This is a genomic window from Vibrio sp. 1249-1 (assembly GCF_033340495.1).
In genome coordinates this window covers 578,950-596,643 of sequence record NZ_JAWOWJ010000001.1, presented here as the reverse complement: position 1 = coordinate 596,643, position 17,694 = coordinate 578,950, and the positions used below count along the sequence as shown (strand labels likewise).

At 43.9% G+C, this 17,694-nt stretch carries 13 protein-coding genes; 9 read left to right on the top strand and 4 right to left on the bottom strand.

Annotated features, from left to right (window positions below):
* Positions 1-69: 69 nt before the first annotated feature.
* Positions 70-1,596 (bottom strand): arylsulfatase, encoded by a 1,527-nt coding sequence (locus R7Z50_RS02575; RefSeq protein WP_017635363.1) that lies wholly within the window; start codon positions 1,594-1,596, stop codon positions 70-72.
* Between the two features lie 140 nt (positions 1,597-1,736).
* On the opposite strand from R7Z50_RS02575, the gene R7Z50_RS02570 reads away from it, so the two are divergent.
* Complete coding sequence (locus R7Z50_RS02570) at positions 1,737-2,594, top strand: LysR family transcriptional regulator (RefSeq protein WP_318148847.1); 858 nt, start codon at positions 1,737-1,739, stop codon at positions 2,592-2,594.
* A gap of 135 nt (positions 2,595-2,729) precedes the next feature.
* Here R7Z50_RS02570 and R7Z50_RS02565 read toward each other — a convergent pair whose 3' ends face one another.
* Positions 2,730-4,277, bottom strand: a complete 1,548-nt coding sequence (locus R7Z50_RS02565; protein WP_005376560.1) for an arylsulfatase — start codon at positions 4,275-4,277, stop codon at positions 2,730-2,732.
* A 306-nt stretch (positions 4,278-4,583) separates the two neighbouring features.
* Here R7Z50_RS02565 and R7Z50_RS02560 point away from each other — a divergent pair, with 306 nt between their 5' ends.
* The 3 genes from R7Z50_RS02560 (at position 4,584) to R7Z50_RS02550 (ending at position 7,615) form a co-directional block, all read left to right on the top strand.
* On the top strand, positions 4,584-4,970 hold the full coding sequence (locus R7Z50_RS02560; RefSeq protein WP_017635365.1) for a winged helix-turn-helix domain-containing protein: 387 nt from the start codon (positions 4,584-4,586) through the stop codon (positions 4,968-4,970).
* Between the two features lie 80 nt (positions 4,971-5,050).
* Positions 5,051-7,405, top strand: a complete 2,355-nt coding sequence (locus tag R7Z50_RS02555; protein WP_017635366.1) for a fatty acid cis/trans isomerase — start codon at positions 5,051-5,053, stop codon at positions 7,403-7,405.
* 18 nt (positions 7,406-7,423) lie between these two features.
* A complete protein-coding gene (locus R7Z50_RS02550; RefSeq protein WP_005376565.1) occupies positions 7,424-7,615 on the top strand; it encodes a hypothetical protein in 192 nt (63 codons plus the stop codon).
* A gap of 50 nt (positions 7,616-7,665) precedes the next feature.
* Here R7Z50_RS02550 and torS read toward each other — a convergent pair whose 3' ends face one another.
* The gene (gene torS / locus R7Z50_RS02545; RefSeq protein WP_053307617.1) at positions 7,666-10,629 is read right to left on the bottom strand and encodes a TMAO reductase system sensor histidine kinase/response regulator TorS; all 2,964 of its coding nucleotides are present in this window, start codon (positions 10,627-10,629) and stop codon (positions 7,666-7,668) included.
* A 43-nt stretch (positions 10,630-10,672) separates the two neighbouring features.
* On the opposite strand from torS, the gene torT reads away from it, so the two are divergent.
* Together torT and R7Z50_RS02535 are read left to right on the top strand one after the other, a co-directional pair.
* The gene (gene torT / locus R7Z50_RS02540; protein WP_262591580.1) at positions 10,673-11,722 is read left to right on the top strand and encodes a TMAO reductase system periplasmic protein TorT; all 1,050 of its coding nucleotides are present in this window, start codon (positions 10,673-10,675) and stop codon (positions 11,720-11,722) included.
* Positions 11,723-11,786: 64 nt separating this feature from the next.
* Positions 11,787-12,242, top strand: coding sequence for a methylglyoxal synthase (locus tag R7Z50_RS02535; RefSeq protein ID WP_005376571.1), 456 nt, complete (start codon positions 11,787-11,789; stop codon positions 12,240-12,242).
* A gap of 77 nt (positions 12,243-12,319) precedes the next feature.
* Here R7Z50_RS02535 and helD read toward each other — a convergent pair whose 3' ends face one another.
* Positions 12,320-14,389 (bottom strand): DNA helicase IV, encoded by a 2,070-nt coding sequence (helD, locus tag R7Z50_RS02530; RefSeq protein ID WP_005376572.1) that lies wholly within the window; start codon positions 14,387-14,389, stop codon positions 12,320-12,322.
* Between the two features lie 323 nt (positions 14,390-14,712).
* Here helD and yccS point away from each other — a divergent pair, with 323 nt between their 5' ends.
* From yccS to R7Z50_RS02515, 3 genes are all read left to right on the top strand, one after another.
* Positions 14,713-16,866: a YccS family putative transporter gene (gene yccS / locus R7Z50_RS02525; protein WP_005376573.1), complete on the top strand. Its 2,154-nt coding sequence runs from the start codon at positions 14,713-14,715 to the stop codon at positions 16,864-16,866.
* A 189-nt stretch (positions 16,867-17,055) separates the two neighbouring features.
* On the top strand, positions 17,056-17,286 hold the full coding sequence (locus tag R7Z50_RS02520) for a hypothetical protein (protein WP_005376575.1): 231 nt from the start codon (positions 17,056-17,058) through the stop codon (positions 17,284-17,286).
* Between the two features lie 80 nt (positions 17,287-17,366).
* The gene (locus R7Z50_RS02515) at positions 17,367-17,669 is read left to right on the top strand and encodes a hypothetical protein (RefSeq protein WP_017635368.1); all 303 of its coding nucleotides are present in this window, start codon (positions 17,367-17,369) and stop codon (positions 17,667-17,669) included.
* Positions 17,670-17,694: the final 25 nt, after the last annotated feature.

Sequence of the window (17,694 nt, the reverse complement as noted above, 5' to 3'; positions counted from 1 at the left end):
GAGCGCTGTACAGCAAAAGTGAAGCTATTTGGGTATATAGCGCTCCAAAAAGCGCTATATAATCTTAATTTACTTAGAAGACTTAGGTACGAACGAACCTGCTTCCATACGAGGCGGGAATTCTTTGAATGTACCCATCACCTCTTTCACTGTATCCATTGCTGGCATCATTAAGAATGAACGCTCGTACATCCAACGAGAATAACCCATGCCTTGATCGCCTCGTTCAAATGGATCAATGCTCAAGTCAAAGATCAGTGGCACACGAAGTTTAGTGAACGGCTTACGCCATACATCCATACCCGTTTCATTCTCTTGAATCATAAAGTGGAACTTGTACTTTCCTTGGCGCAATGCCACAAGATCGCCGTCGTCGCTCCAGTAAACGAACTCATTTCGTGCGGATTTGTCTGACTTACCCGTTAAATATGGCAGTTGGTTGTAACCGTCTAGGTGAACTTTGTAGTCCATATCGCCAACTTTTTTGCCTTTTAGCAGTTCGTCTTTAACTTTGGTATCACCTGCCGCAGCAACTAGTGTCGGGAAAAAGTCCTCTAATGACATCATGCCGTTGAATGTTTTACCTGCCTCAATTTTTCCAGGCCATTTAATCAACATTGGCACACGGAAACTCCCTTCCCAGCCAGTGTTTTTCTCTGAGCGGAACGGTGTCATCCCTGCATCCGGCCACAAATCCACCATAGGGCCGTTGTCAGTGGTGTAAACAATGATTGTATTGTCATCCACACCTAACTCTTTGATCTTGTTAAGTAGCTGACCGATTTGGTCATCGTGCTGCTTAACACCATCCGCGTAGAAACCGGCACCTGTTTTACCTTGGTATTCTTCAGGAACATGTGTGAAGTTGTGCATGCGAGTGGTGTTAAACCAAGTAAAGAACGGCTTGTCCGCTTTTACTTGTTTTTCTATGAAGCTCTCAGCGGCATCAAGAAACTCACCATCAACATTTTCCATACGCTTACGCGTTAGTGGACCGGTATCTTCGATTTTGCCATCAGCGTAAGAATGGATAACGCCACGAGGGCCAAATTTCTTCTTGAACTCCGGATCTTTAGGGTAATCCACGTTCTCTGGCTCTTCTTCTGCGTTCAAGTGGTATAGGTTGCCGAAGAATTCATCAAAACCGTGGTTGGTAGGAAGATGCTCGTCTCGGTCACCTAAATGGTTCTTACCAAATTGTCCGGTTGCGTAACCCATTTGTTTAAGCACGGTTGCAATCGTCGGATCTTTTTCCGAGATACCTTCCGGAGCGCCTGGTAAGCCCACTTTTGATAGACCTGTACGTTTTGGCATTTGACCAGTGATGAATGCAGAACGGCCTGCTGTCGAGCTTTGCTGCGCGTAGAAGTTAGTGAACTTCGCACCTTCTTTAGCAATGCTATCGATGTTTGGCGTGTTGTACGCCATCATGCCTTGGTTGTAGGTACTAAGGTTCCAGTAACCAACATCATCACCAAAGATGACAAGAATGTTGGGTTTGTCCGCTGCATGTGCAACTGCAGATGCAGCGCCCAAAGCTAACGTACATGCGTTAAGTACGAGTTTTTTACTGCTCGTTTTGGTCGCATTTTTCATATTATCTCCAAGAGTTCGCTAGTGCGTAAAAATGGTATTCGCTTTTCAATACCATTGTTGATATAAGATAAAGCACTAATTTCAGGCGATAAATGCAGTCAAAATTAGTTAACCTATAAATTAAATTTATGAGTGACGTTATGGACTTGAATTTGATCCAAACTTTTCTTGTTGTTGCGGAGTTTCAATCTTATACAAAAGCCGCGGAACAATTAGGGCTTACACAACCTGCTGTGAGCGCTGCAATAAAGCGTTTAGAGCAAGTCGTCGATAAGCAATTATTCGTTAAAAAAGGGCGAGGTATCGCACTAACCTCCACCGCTTATCAATTACTGCCGCAATTCCAGCAAGCGGTTAATATTATTGACAATGCGATATCTGATAAAAATCATTTTGAAGTGTGTTGTTCGGAAATTTTGTTGCACATTATGGACCCGATAAAGAACACTATTTTTTATGAATCACCACCCGAAAAATTCCTATTATTTGAGCTGTTAAGACAACAAAAAGTCGATCTAGTAATCGATACGGTGATCACGAAAGATGCAGCGTTTATTATTGAAGATGCCTATGAGGAAGAAGCCGTGGTTATCTGTAGTGAGAACCATCCCCGTGTACACGGCACGCTCACAAAAGAGCAATTTTATGAGGAAACTCACTGTTTATTTTCAGGAAAATGGAACAACATGTCGGGGTTCGAGCAACTAGCAAAGGAAACAATTCAAGAAAGAAAAGTCGACTTGATCACCTCTTCGCTAGCGGGCATGGCGCTGTATGTCGCCCAAAGAGACAGTTTAGGGATCGTGTCTCAATCTTTTGCAAACAAGTGGAGCAAAGCGCTCAAACTTCAAATTTTGCCCTGCTCCATTTCGATACGCTCTATCCCTTACAAGTTCGTTTACCATAAGCGAGAGGTAAACAACCCAGCCCACATCGCTCTACGTGAAAAAATCAAAGCCAACTTAACGGCAGCCCACTACGAACCAATTTGTTTATAAATCTTGTCAATTGAAGCGTTAGGCGTTTTCGTCATCAAGCTTTCTACAAACCTGAATAGATAGAATTTTACAGATAAAAAAAGAGGCTCACGTTAATGAGCCTCTTTCTAGATGTGGAACTTCACTTAGCTTTTCTTACTTATTTGGGTTCTCTTTTAGTTTCTCCATCACTTGATCGAGCGAGAAGCTTGCTGCTTTTTGCCTTGGTGGGAACTCTTTAAACGTTTCAAGGAATCTGCCAACGTAAGCTTGCGCAGGAACAAGCATGTAAGCACGGTCTAGCATCCAATCATAGTAAGTGTTAGAAGTGATATCAGCCACTTCGTAAGGATCCATACGCAAGTTGAAGATCTTAGGAACACGAAGTGTGGTGAATGGTTCAGCCCAAATACGCAACGTGCCTTTTGCTCGTTGCTCCATAAAGACCAGCTTCCATTTGTTATAACGAAGTGCAGTTAAGTCTCCATCATCTGAGAAGTAAAAAATTTCTTCACGTGGGGCCTTATCCTCTTTACCAGTCAAATATGGTAGGAAGTTATAGCCGTCTAGGTGAACTTTGAATTTCTTACCATTCGCACTATAACCTTTGAGCAATTTCTCTTTGATATTGTCATCACCCGCGGCAGCAACGAACGTTGGCATCCAGTCCATGTGATGCATGATATCATTCGAAACAGAGCCAGCTTTAATTTTACCCGGCCAACGTACCATCGCAGGAACCCGGTACGCACCTTCCCAGTTGGTATTTTTCTCTCCACGGAATGGCGTTGTGCCTGCATCTGGCCACGAGTTCATGTGTGGGCCATTATCGGTGGAGTAAAAGACGATTGTGTTGTCTTTAATACCCAAATCATCCACTTTTTTCAGCAGCTGACCTACATGATTATCATGCTCGACCATACCATCTGCATACTCGCTGATGCCTGTTTTTCCAGAGTTCTCTTCTTTCACATGAGTACGGAAGTGCATACGAGTTGCGTTCCACCAGACAAAGAAAGGTTTTTCAGCCTTGACTGCACGATCCATAAAGTCGAGTGCCGCATCTAACGTCTCTTCATCCACGGTTTCCATGCGCTTGCGAGTTAGAGGTCCTGTATCTTCAATTTTGCCATCAGCGTACGAACGGATAACACCGCGCGGACCGAACTTTTTACGAAACTCAGGATCTTTAGGATAATCGACGTTTTCTGGCTCCTCCTCGGCGTTCAAGTGATAAAGGTTGCCAAAAAATTCATCGAAGCCGTGATTAGTAGGAAGGTGCTCATCTTTATCACCTAAGTGGTTTTTACCAAATTGCCCTGTCATATAGCCCATCGGCTTCAGCATTTCGGCAATGGTTGCGTCCTCTTCCTTCAAGCCAAGATCAGCACCTGGAAGCCCCACTTTACTCAAACCTGTTCTAAGAACGGTTTGGCCCGTAATGAAAGTAGAACGGCCCGCTGTACAAGATTGCTCACCGTAATAGTCAGTGAACATCATGCCTTCTTTGGCGATACTGTCTATATTTGGTGTTTTGTACCCCATCAAGCCAAACGTGTAAGCACTGAGATTGGACTGGCCAATATCATCACCCCAAATGACGAGAATATTTGGTTTCTCTGCTGCGATACTGCTACTTGTCGCACCGATTAAAGCGGCGGCAAGAATCGCTAATCGGCGTTTAACGCCATATTTCGCTGTCATATAAACCTCTGTGTGTATTAGAAAAGTGCTTCCTGCAACAGAATGTATAGTTCACAAATAGCGGATAAGCGAATTTACTAAATGAGAATTCTTTCTATCTTCGCCTAACATTACACCGTTATTTGTAGCTAATACGCACTCCAATAGCACTTTAGTTCAGAGCGCCATCGCACCATTCATCACTACTGTTAATCTCAAATATTAAGATTGTCTACGCATATCACAGTGCCCATAAAGTACCTGATTGCTTTTATATAAATATTAATGATAATACGTTTTACTACCATTAATAATTAAGGTGCCCGCGTGCTTGACTCCAAGGTTTCAAATGGAAAAACTTACCAATGCCAACACAACGGCGTTCACCATAATGATGAGGAGCTATTACTAGATAAGCGCACTCACTCTGTGGTACTCAATTACTTGCCAAACAAGAAATCTGTTCAGTTAACAAGCATTCAATTTAAGCTGCTGCAAACTCTCACTCACCATCAAGATCAAGTACTTAGTAAGCATTTTCTTTACGAAACAGTACTAAAACGTGAATTTACTGAACATGATCGAGCACTCGATATGCACATGAGCAGAATGAGAAAGCGTCTAGTTCACGAAGGCGTTCCAACAGACAGAATTCAGACAGTCCACCGCCAGGGTTACATTTTCAAGCGCTCAGACAATCAACAGAAAAATTAACGCTAATTGGCCCAACTTTTGGTAATTGACCGCTTATTTTGCTTTAATTAATGCAAATTCGAATCACGTAAAATAACTCAATGAATTTGCGCTTAATTTTTACACTTTGCATTGCTACTTTGTTTGCCGGCTGTGCAACCTATGCTGGTCTTAACTATGACCAACTGTTTGGTCCACAGCTCGTGCGTGAACGCACAGTTGACGTGGAAACCCCTCAAGCAAACTTCTTCCAAAGCGAAGTTAAACCCATTATGGATAACCGCTGTGTCGTCTGCCACGCGTGCTACGATGCACCATGTCAACTTAAGCTCTCTTCTGTTGAGGGCATTGACCGTGGTGCGAGTAAAGCACTGGTATATGAAGGAACAAGACTCACAGCCGCAGCACCAACACGCTTATTCGAAGATGCAGAAACAACCCAAGAGTGGCGCGATGCGGGTTTTCATCCGGTTCTCAACGAACGTGATCAAAGCATGGCAGCCAACATTGATGCAGGCCTTATCGCACGTTTGCTACAACAAAAAGAGCGCCACCCATTGCCTGACCAAGTCCAGTTAGAAGGCTTTGACTTTTCGATAGACCGAGAGCAAACCTGTCCAACGATTGAAGAATACGAGCAATACGAAAAGGATAACCCGACCTGGGGAATGCCTTTTGGTATGCCAAACCTATCAAACAGTGAATACCACACACTCATGACTTGGTTGGAAAACGGCGCAATAATGAACGTTCACCGACCTGTTAGTGAGAAAGAGCAAGCGCAAATAGATAAGTACGAAGCATTACTTAACCACTCTGATTTGAAAAATCAGCTGATGGCTAGGTATATATATGAGCATTTGTTTTTATCTCATCTCTACTTTTCGGAACTCGATGAAGATCCCCGATTCTTCACGCTCGTCCGCTCTGCTACACCACCAGGACAGCCCGTCAAACGTATTTCAACGCGTCGCCCGTACGATGATCCAGGGGTTGAACGTGTGTTTTATCGAATTATTCCAGAGCAAGGGACCATCGTAGATAAAACTCACATGCCATTCGCGTTAAACAAGCAACGCATAGAGAACTGGAAAACTTGGTTTATTGATGCTGATTACATGGTTAGTCAGCTACCGAGTTATGAACCAGAAGTTGCTGCAAACCCGATGACATCATTCATCGACCTTCCAGTGAAGTCGCGCTTTAAGTTCATGCTAGATAATGCACAAAATACAATAATGGCATACATCAAAGGCCCAGTTTGTCGTGGCCAACTGGCATTGAATGTTATCAATGATCGCTTTTGGGTGTTTTTCCTTGATCCAGATAAAGCAGACATCCCAGAAGTAAATGAGTTTTACCGATCTCAGGCTGATAATCTAAAACTACCGGCAGAGCAAGAAAGTAACACGCTACCTGTTACCAACTGGGTCAAGTACGCGCGTCAACAAGCTCGCTACCTAGAGGCTAAATCTGAGTTCACTAATAACTGGTTTAAAGAAGGTGAAAACCTATCCACCGATGTAATTTGGGATGGTAATGGCACCAACCATAATGCGGCATTAACGATATTCCGCCATTTTGATAGTGCTTCTGTTGTTCAAGGGTTAGTTGGTGAGCAGCCTAAAACAGTGTGGATTCTTGACTACGCGCTACTAGAGCGTATCCACTATTTGCTTGTTGCTGGGTTTGACGTTTACGGTAACTTCGGCCATCAGCTCATGACACGAATGTTTATGGACTTCTTGCGTCTAGAAGGCGAAAGTAACTTTATCTCGTTGTTACCCGCCGATATGCGCCATGAACTTCAATCTAGCTGGTATAAAGATCAAAGCCCGCAGTTGAGTGACTTTTTACAACGAAATGTGAAGCCGTTTAACCAACCAACCAGCGTTCAGTATAAGAGTGACGATCCAAAAACGGAGTTGGTGGAGTTGTTGAGCGAACATGTTTCAGATGTGCTTCTGCCTCGCTACGAAATTCAAGACACGGCTCTTTCTGCGAGTAGTGAAAAGCAACTAAAACGTATTGACCACGTTCGTGGTGAAGGCCTAAAAACCGTTCCGCAAATCACTATGCTTATGGTGAGAAGTCAATCAGGGGAAGATGAACTGTTCACCTTACTTCACAACAATGCACACACAAACATCTCTAGCTTGTTTGATGAAGAAAGTAACCGTGACTTTGCTAACGATGATATGACCATTGTACGCGGCGTTGTGGGAAGCTACCCTGCGGCATTTTTCTCGATCAACGAAAACCAAGTAAAAGATTTTGTCGATCAATTTAGTGCCATCCAAAACGAGTCCGATTACGTTAAGTTATTGGATAATTTTGCGATTCGTAGAAGCTCAGAAAAATTCTGGTCATTTAGCGATCGTTTACACAATTGGTACCGTACAAAACAACCGATCGAATTTGGATTACTTGACTATAATCGTTTTGAGAATCGATGATGATTTAAGGGGGTTCTCATGGGTATCCGAGATAACATTGCCGCTCTTGAACAACAGATTTACGTTGCTTGTTCTGAGGGAGACTACGAAACGGTCAATATGCTTGAGCATCAACTCGAATACTTGCGTGGCAAAGTGGAACATCCTTTTGATGATGACCCTTATGCCCTAGACACTCGATTCGAGTGGGAAGATGACATGACCGAATAGAAAAAACCTCCGGAAAGCCGGAGGTTTTTTTATTTTCAATGCTCGATGGATTACTTCGCCATTAACTCATCCAGAGCTTGAATTGATGCAGACACTTGAGAAACTAAATCATCTTTAGTCGCATTATAGGTATCTAAAGGTTGAGCCGCGGCTTCAATTGCTTGGCAAGCGTTCATTAATGCAGTTAGTCCTAAACTTCCCGCGCTGCCCTTTAATTTATGGGCAAGGTTCTTTACTTCTTTACTATCATTGTCCTCAGCAGACGCTTGCAGTTTGCTTAATACATCAGTGCTGGTGGATCTAAACAGATTAATAATGTGCAACATCTTATCTCTGCCCAAGATTTTCATATCGGACTCAATCACGCTCGGATTAATGATAACCACATCGGGTTCCTTTTTTTGGGGCGCTTGAACGACCTTTGATTGTAGCTCTTGTTCTTGAGGCGAAATTTGATCAAACGGGGTACAGTCGGCATTTTGTGGCAACAACAACGGCTTTCCGTCTAGCGCATCCTGAATCAATGCCGCGAGTGCCTCTTTTGCCAATGGCTTAGGCAAGTACCCGTCAAAACCAGCGGCTAGATAGCGCTCAACTTCTTCCGCAAAAACGTGCGCAGACACTGCAATCATTGGCGTGACGGCAAGCGCTTTATTGGCCGGCTTATCACACTCAATCCGCTTTAAGCGTTGGATCAACTCAGTTCCATCACAATCAGGGAGGTTGATGTCGACTAAAGCGATATCAAAATCCTGTGTGCTGATCAGTTGCTCTGCTTGTGAGCCGTTTTCCGCCATCACGACTTGATGCCCCATGCTTTCTAGAAAACCTTCCGCGACCACTCGGTTGACTTCATTATCTTCTACCAGCAAGACCTTTGCTTTCACTTTGCAACGTGCGGTTGCCACGGTTCCTGTTTCAACAGGTTCGCTTTCCTCTAACGGAATAGAGAACCAGAATCGGCTACCATTTCCCTCTTCGGAATCGACTTCTAAAACACCGCCCATCGCTTCAATGATTCGCTTACTGATGGCAAGTCCAAGCCCCGTACCTCCAGTTTGGCTCATCCCACCTTCAGCTTGCGTGAAGGCATCAAACAACGTTCTCTGGTATTTTTTGGCAATTCCTATTCCAGTGTCTGATACTTCAAACAGGACTTGCGACTCGTCCTCAGGGTTCAGGCTAACGTAGATATCAATTTCTCCTTCGTCAGTGAACTTAATCGCGTTACCAACAAGATTGTTCAGCACCTGACTGATTCTGGTGACATCCCCTTTCCAGTAGCGACTAACATCACTTTCAATATGGTAGGAGAACAGCAGCTTCTTCTCTTGTGCTCGACTGTTCATTAACTGGAAAGTGTCCTCCACCATTTGGTGTAAATCAAAGCCCATGTGACGAATTTCTAAATGCCCCGCTTCAATCTTGGAGTAATCCAGTACATCATTAAGGATCGCGAGCAACGTTTTACCACTACGATTAATGATTTCCGCATAACGCTTTTGAATTGGGTTGAGGCCTGAGTCAATCAACAAGCGTGCTGTCCCCAACACTCCGTTCATTGGCGTTCTTATCTCATGGCTCATCGTCGCCAAGAATGCCGATTTTGCTCGGCTCGCTTGCTCTGCTTGCTTGCGAGCTTTAGCGTGATTCAAAACCTCTTCATTCAAACGGCGGTTTGCTTGTTTTAACTGCGAAGTGCGCTGCTCAACGAGCTCTTCTAAATGCTCTTTATGCTCCTCAAGCTCTCGCTTGGCTTGAGCTTCACCCTCTGCTACCACTTTTAGTGCTTGCGCGGTATTACGAGCCGTGATGATGGCCTGCCCCATATGCGCCAACTCATCTTTGCCTTTCACTTCCAACTCAACCGCTAAGTTACCCTGCGCCACAGACAGCAACGCAGCGGAATATTCAGCTAACCGCTTCACAACAGAAAGGTACACCACACGCCATAAAATCAGCACCAATACAATCAAACCAACAATTGAAATAACGGTTAAAGACCACTGAGCGAATTTCAGTGTGCTGGTCAATTGGTCTACAGCGACGGTAGTGGTTTTGTTTGAATCATCAACCAATTTGTTGACCGTGCCATTAAGCTCTGAGAACAACTCTAATGTCTTTTGCATCAGTTGTTGTGACTGTTCGTTATTCTCGTATTGCTGCATCAGTATAGAAAATACGACCTGACGCTTACCAAGCTCTATGAGCAGTTGGCTCATTTGCTTAGAGCGCGTAGGATCTTCCACAGCGAGTACACGGCGTTGCATGATTTTGAGGTTGCTATCGAAATCACTTTGAACCTGTTGAATTCGCTCAATATTCGTTAATGTCCGAGCCTCTTCAATCTGATTCAACATTTTAAAGGCCAACAAGTGCAGTTCATGCAATCGCTCAGTCAGATCAAGATCGACCTCCACCAGTGCATCTAGCGCCTGATAAACTTGCGATTTTTTATTCGATTCTAATAAGTCATAAATATGCGTGACGTTAGCAACAGCAATGGTGCTTGTATTCTGAACTTGCGTACGAGTTAGTTGTTCTAGCTCTTCACTGAGCAGACGCATTTCTTCAACACGAGTATCTATCTCTTTTGCAAGCCACAGCTTTTTTTCAACCGAAACACCGAGTTCTGCCAAATTGTCGATAACGTTCTGGACGTTATTCTCTAAAGCTTCTAACAATTGAGAATCGAACGACTCACTCCCGAGCTCCTTGATGTGAGTGAGTAAAGACTCGAGCTGTTCGAACAGCACTCGCCCTGACTCCTTTCTTTCCTGCTCGTTTCTTGCGTTCGACAACATTTGTACAGACGAAATAATACGAGTACTCAACTCAGAGACTTGCCTCGCCTCAATCATGGCGGGAATCGCAGAATCCACGACATTTCTTTCGGTTTTGGCAACCAAAGAAAATCCAGACACACCAATAAGTGCCGATAACATGACCAGTATTGCCATCGCAATGAAAGACAACAAAAGTTTACGACCGATGCTTGCAGTTGCTAGCAGCATATTTTCATGACCTTAATGTTCGTGTTCAGCGACATATTACGTTATATTTTGCAGTGTTTACTTAATCTATGCCAACGAACTTCATTTCATGGTTAAAAATCAACACGCATTTCGCACATTTTTCAAACATTCTGCAGCCACTTTAACCCTCGTTGCTTCTTTGCCAGCGGTTGCCGCAGAGAAAATATGTGCAATATACCCTCACCTAAAGGATTCATACTGGTTGTCAGTAAACTATGGAATGGTGTCCGAAGCGAAAAGAGAAGGTGTCGAGCTACGAGTCCTTGAAGCGGGCGGCTACCCAAACAAAACCCGTCAAGAACAACAACTCGCACTGTGTAACCAATGGGGAGCAGATGCGGTTATCCTTGGGACCGTGGACCCACAGGCTTACGAGCATTCACTTAAAAATTGGGTGGGGAATACTCCCGTTTTTGCTACTGTGAACCAACTCGACTTGGATGAAGAACAAAGTGAGTTGCTAAAAGGGACTGTCGGTGTTGACTGGCATTGGATGGGATACGAAGCGGGTCAATATTTGGCAGCTCGCCATCCAAAGGGGTCAGGAAAAACCAACATTGCCTTACTTTTGGGGCCGCGAACTCGTGGTGGTACGAAACCCGTTACTGCCGGATTTTATGAAGCGATACAAGGAAGTGATATCAACATTGTTGACTCATTTTGGGCAGACAACGACAAGGAGTTACAACGTAACCTAGTTCAACGTGTGATCGATATGGGAAATATAGATTACATTGTTGGCAGTGCAGTGGCGATTGAAGCGGCCATCAGTGAGCTGCGCAGTGCCGGCAAAGCTGAGGAGATCGGTTTAGTTTCTGTGTACTTAAGTCATGGTGTATATCGAGGCCTGTTACGTAACAAAGTGCTCTTCGCACCAACAGATAAAATGGTGCAGCAAGGTCGGCTTTCCGTGATGCAAGCAACGCATTACTTAAGAGGTAAAACGTATGACAAACATGCCTCACCAACCATCAAACCACTGACTCCGAAGACGCTTCATGACGACACGATCGAAGAATCGTTATCTCCGTCAGAATATAGGCCGACATTCCGTGTTAAGGCTGTTGATTGAAAGACCAAAAACGTGTTCTATTGAGTCACAACAATTTTAAAATCATACAAACGGAAACATCTTGATGCAAAAAACCATTCGTACCATGCCAACCCATAAACATGTGGCTTTGGTCGCTCACGACAACTGCAAACCTGAGCTACTTCGCTGGGTAAAAGAAAACAAAGAAAAGCTACAGAGTCACTTCCTTTACGCAACTGGCACGACAGGACACATGCTGAGTAAAGAAACTGGACTTGCGATCAAGAGCATGATCAGTGGTCCGATGGGCGGTGATCAACAACTAGGCGCTCTCATTTCAGAAGGCAAAATCGACGTTCTCGTTTTCTTTTGGGATCCACTGAATGCCGTACCTCACGACCCAGATGTTAAAGCGCTTCTTCGTATTGCTAGTGTTTGGAATATTCCTGTAGCAACGAACCGAGCCACCGCTAAGTTCCTGTTTAACTCCCCTCTTCTTGAGCAAGAAGTAGACATCGAAGTACCGGATTACGAAGCCTATCTTGCTGAGCGCATGTAAGCTTTGATGCCAACCGAATAAAGCAAGGGCGATACCAAGTATCGCCCTTGCTGTTTTTAACATTCTAAACGTTGCATTTAACGGGAAGTCACGATGGGATAGTCACCATTAACGAGCTCTTGAACGAATGCAGATCCCGCGCCAGTATGCGTGATCCAAACCTTCTCTTTCGCACGTGTAATCGCCACGTAAAATAGCCTGCGCTCTTCTGCGTAAGGGAATTTGTCTTTGGACTCCGTCAACGCACCATCAATGTGAATTTGCTTCTTCTTAGCGGGGAATTGCCCCTCATCCACAGAAAGAATAATCACAAAGTCAGCTTCGCGTCCTTTACTCGCATGGCAAGTCATAAAGCGAATATCGAGATTAGGGAAACGTCGCAACCAATCGTCGAACAAATCGGGCTTATGATAATGGTTACGTCCTAGCAATAAAACTGACTTGGTTTGCTTGGCTTGTTGATTCAAGTGATCCAAGATCTTTTCCACTTGATTGCTCGGCGCGGTATGTACGCTCTTCTGCTTGCGTTGTTTGTGGCTGTTTAGTGTTTTCGGCAACTGCGATGGGTTTTGCTGCACGAATGTATTCGCTACATCACCAATCTGATTGTTGAAACGATAAGTTGTATCTAAGTGATGAACGGTAGAGTGAGCAAAGCGTTCTTTAAAGCCAGTGATAAGATCGACATCCGCTCCTGCAAACTGATAGATCGCTTGCCAATCGTCGCCAACAGCAAATAACGTGGCACCTGCTTGTTTCTGAGTGGATTCACACAGTGCTTCAATCAATGCCAGACGATCTGGAGAGATATCTTGATACTCATCGACCATAATAAAGCGCCATGGCGAGACAAACTTCCCTTTATTCACATAATCTGTCGCACGACTGATCATGGTTGGGAAATCCACTTGGTTGCTTTCTTTAAGCATTTTCTGCCACGCTGTAAAACATGGCCAGCATAAGGCGAGTTCACTATTTAAACGCGTATAGTCTTGGTGGTTTACGAGCTTTTCTTGTACTTGCTTTTTGGTCAACCCTACCGCCGCTAAATGAGACAGCTGCGAATCTAGCCAAGCGATCAGTTTTGGATTTTCTGAATGGCTTCCTAACTCATCATCCCCTTTTAGGTACGCAATCGGCCATTTGTCTAAATGTTTTTGCCAACGTTTAAAGTTGGTGGGTGTCATCCAATGTTTTTTCAACCAGTCTACACACCATGCCGTTCGTTGATTTTCGTCCAACGCTAAAGGGCTAATTTCGACAGGTTGCTGTTCGACTTGTTTAAGAATATACAAGCCCAACTGATGGAATGTGTTGACGCGCACACCGTCTGCCGCCATGCCCACTTTATCTACTAAGCGTTCTTTCATTTCAGTCGCCGCATCACGACCGAACGCTAACATGAGAAGCTCTTCTGCTTGAGCCTGATGGCTTTGCAACAAATAGGCAACTCGTGCGGTTAAAACGCTGGTTTTGCCCGAGCCGGCACCAGCAAGAACTAAGTTGTGGTCGTCGTTGAGTAATACCGCATATTGCTGGGATAAATTCAAAGGAGAGGATTCAATTTGATTAAACAGCACTTCCCAATTTGGACGTTCTGCTTCTAGCCAATCGCGATTACGCTCACCAAGCGCCTCAGAGGTATCAATGAGCCAAGGCTCTATTTGCGACATACGATTCGGCATTCGCATTTTGGCTTCTTCTAGGGTGGTTTTCATCTCGCTTAACTCTTGGTTAAGGCTTTCAACCCAGGAGACCACTTGAGAATGCGATAAGTAAGCAGGCAAGTGCTTTAGTTTGTAAAGCTCTTCTTCCCACTTAGGTAGATACTCAGCCAGTTTTCGGCACTGAGTGTTGTGCCACTCTTGATATTGACGAACGGCCTCAAGCGCGAACTTTCGGCATTGTGGCCACGGTAAACCTTGGACTAGCCAGCTTTGTTGTTTGCCTTCGTGTTCATGAGCAAAAAACTGTAAAGAGCTCCATAATAACCCACGCTTTACGCTAACTTTGCCATTCCAGATCGTAAAAGGAATATGTTCTTCACTGCCTATCGAGCTTAATAAAACACTGTTCTCTTTTATTTCGACGTGATGGTACTCATTTTGAATAAAAAACTGTGCTTTGCTAGTGGCAGTGAGCTGCATGAAACGTGCGCCTTTTAATTTAGAAGTTGTCGATTTATATCATTTTAAGGCGCCAAATTGTAGCAATGGCGAGCACCTAAGTAAGCATCTTCTTTTATTCTTTAATAAAATTCACATTACTGTCGATTTAGTAACCTAAAGCTCATTCTATTTGAAGCTGACTTTACAATTATAGACACATTGCGTGGCTGCTTTAGTATAAGTCAATGACATCCCTGTTGATTTTATCAGCAACCACGAATTTTTCTTAAAGTAAATCATAAACGCGCTATAGTGGGTTTGGTAGTATTCCCCCGTTCTTCATCGGAAACATAAGGCGCATTGTGCAAGCAACTTCTAAATTTCGGCTCTATTGGGCAAACAAGACCATAAATTACAGCGTTCTTATCCTAATCACCTTACTGGGTGTAGTTATCCCGACTTGGTACTTCGAGCAAAACACGCTGATCACGCCGCTAATACTGGGCGTTATTGCTGCTGCTTTGGCAGAGAGTGATGATAGTTTCACTGGGCGCATCAAGGCGCTGATTCTGACCTTTCTCTGTTTTGCGCTCGCCGCTTTCTCAATTGAAATCTTGTTCGACACCCCTTGGGCATTTGCATTAGGGTTATTTATCTCAACCTTTGGTTTTATCATTCTTGGGGCGATAGGTCCTAAGTACGCGAGTATTGCTTTTGGTTCGTTGCTGATCGCTATTTATACTATGCTTGGCGCACATGAAAGCACCAACATTTGGTTTCAGCCACTACTGCTTTTGACTGGTGCCGCCTGGTATTACTTCATGTCCATGATTTGGCAGATATTTTGGCCTCTTCAACCGGTGCAACAAAGCTTAGCCAATGTGTTCTTCCAAATGGCGAATTATCTTGATGCGAAAGCCAAGCTTTTTCACCCTGTGACCAACTTGACGCCACAACCGCTACGGATTGAAGCTGCAAAATGCAATGCTGCCACGGTTACGGCACTAAACGCTTGTAAAACCACATTACTTAACCGATCGAAACGGGGTCACATTGATGGGCCTAGTGACCGATTTTTAAATATTTATTTCATCGCTCAAGACATTCACGAACGAGTCAGTTCTAGCCATTATCGCTATCAGGATTTAGCGACCGAATTTGAACGTTCTGATGTGCTGTTTCGTTTTAAATATCTTTTGGAGTCTCAAGCCCAAGCGTGTCGTGATATTGCACTAGCCATTCAGCTAGGAAATGAATACTCCCATACCGATCAATCTATTCTGGCATTAGCTGAAGTACAAAACTCTCTTGCTTATCTAGAAGAACAAAAGCAAGGGCACTGGAAACGTCTTCTGATGCAGTTAACATATTTATTCAATAACTTAGCGACGGTAGAAAAACAGCTTAATAACATTAACAACCCAGATGTTGAAGGCCTCGAAGAAGATACCCTCGCCGATACCAACCCACACACGCTAAAAGCGATGTGGCAGCGTATATCAGCAAATTTACACAAAGATTCGATGCTGTTTCGGCATGCATTACGTATGTCAATTGCCTTAACGATTGGCTATGGAATCATTCAAATATTCAACATCGACCGAGGTTACTGGATACTCTTAACCACTTTATTCGTATGCCAACCGAACTACAGTGCCACTCGCCAAAAATTGACGGCAAGAGTAATAGGTACATTAGCTGGTTTGTTGATTGGTGTACCATTGCTGACTTTTTTCCCTTCTCAAGAAAGCCAGTTAGTATTTATCGTTATCTCTGGTGTGATGTTTTTCGCCTTCCGGATGAACAACTATGGGTACGCGACTGGTTTTATTACACTGCTCGTCCTCTTCTTATTTAATCAACTAGGTGAAGGTTACGCAGTTGTCCTTCCTCGACTAGCAGATACCCTCATCGGGTGTGTACTTGCAGTAGGAGCTGTATTAGTTATTTTGCCCGACTGGCAGTCGAGAAGGCTTCACAAAGTTATGTCGGATGCGATAGAGGCAAACAAGCAGTATCTCGATCAGATCATTGGTCAGTATAGAATCGGCAAGAAAGACAATTTGAGTTACCGTATCGCTCGCCGCCAAGCCCACAATAATGATGCCTCACTCTCTTCTGCGATTAGTACGATGCTGGCGGAGCCTGGCAAATATCGCGCAGCTGTTGATGAAAGTTTTCGCTTCCTAACGTTAAATCACGCAATGTTGAACTATATTTCTGCATTAGGCGCGCACAGAACTCGCATCGAAGATGAGTCAATTCATAAACTCGTTTTAGATGCTCACCGTTGTATTCATCAGCATCTGGATGTACTTCATAAACAGCTTCACCAGCATTGTGAGGAGTGTGACCTATCTAATATTGATGATGCTGGACTCGAGCAACGCTTAAACGAATGGCGCGATGAAGACGACAGCTCTGCCCGCATGGTATTGCAGCAACTTCATCTTATCTATCGCATGCTCCCAGAGCTTCATTCACTTGCTAGTAAGTTTGCCGTCAGGGTAAGTTAGTAACATTCAAACCATATGTAAGAGGGAAGCGCTATATCGCTTCCCTTTTTCTTTTTACGCTTCCATCTACCCCAAAGTGGGTAATTATGTACCTTCTTAGGAAAAATCTGACGTATCACTTAACACACTTTGACAATATTCGGACAAAAAGCAATCGATCAAATTCTAATCTATTTTGGTTGAATAAATATGTTGTATCCAAAGGATGAAGAATTTCGGGCAACGACGGATAAACCGAATCACGACGAAGGTATTGAGATGAACGCACAACAATTTAATGAACTTAAACAAAAGCTCAGTGATTTAACGGCAAGTCAGTTAAAGTCATTACAAGGTGAGATCAGCGTGAAACTAAATAAAGCGCAAAAACCGGTTCTATCTGGTGAAGAAAGAGAAATGCTTGCCAAACTGTTTGCCTAATCAAGTCATTGATATAAAACACTTGAACGTTTTATAAACTCCACCTATGCTCTCACTATCATAATGTTGGGAGTAGTGATATGCCTGTATCAGGAATTCAATCTGGACACCACATCGTTCAGATGTCACAACAAATGGCCGAGAAAGCTGCACATGGCATTTACAATAATGTAAGTAAGGTAAAAGAAGAGCTTTCTGATCACAACATCGATTTAGCTGCGGTTGCGGATGTCGCAATAACAGCCTCAACACCTAGCCTTCCCTCTCAAAAAGTTGAATCTCTCATCAACCTAGCACAAGCCGCTGGTTATAACCGAGTTGGCGCGTCTGTCATAGAGAAAAACAATGAAATCATTGGCAGCTTGCTAGACATCCACGTTTAGGCGATTTAACGTCAAATTATCGCTA

Coding starts and splice junctions, on each gene's coding strand:
- R7Z50_RS02575 (WP_017635363.1), bottom strand. CDS start 1,596: ATGAAAAATGCGACCAAAACGAGCAGTAAAAAACTCGTACTTAACGCA.
- R7Z50_RS02570 (WP_318148847.1), top strand. CDS start 1,737: ATGGACTTGAATTTGATCCAAACTTTTCTTGTTGTTGCGGAGTTTCAA.
- R7Z50_RS02565 (WP_005376560.1), bottom strand. CDS start 4,277: ATGACAGCGAAATATGGCGTTAAACGCCGATTAGCGATTCTTGCCGCC.
- R7Z50_RS02555 (WP_017635366.1), top strand. CDS start 5,051: ATGAATTTGCGCTTAATTTTTACACTTTGCATTGCTACTTTGTTTGCC.
- R7Z50_RS02550 (WP_005376565.1), top strand. CDS start 7,424: ATGGGTATCCGAGATAACATTGCCGCTCTTGAACAACAGATTTACGTT.
- torS (WP_053307617.1), bottom strand. CDS start 10,629: ATGCTGCTAGCAACTGCAAGCATCGGTCGTAAACTTTTGTTGTCTTTC.
- R7Z50_RS02535 (WP_005376571.1), top strand. CDS start 11,787: ATGCAAAAAACCATTCGTACCATGCCAACCCATAAACATGTGGCTTTG.
- helD (WP_005376572.1), bottom strand. CDS start 14,389: ATGCAGCTCACTGCCACTAGCAAAGCACAGTTTTTTATTCAAAATGAG.
- R7Z50_RS02520 (WP_005376575.1), top strand. CDS start 17,056: ATGTTGTATCCAAAGGATGAAGAATTTCGGGCAACGACGGATAAACCG.
- R7Z50_RS02515 (WP_017635368.1), top strand. CDS start 17,367: ATGCCTGTATCAGGAATTCAATCTGGACACCACATCGTTCAGATGTCA.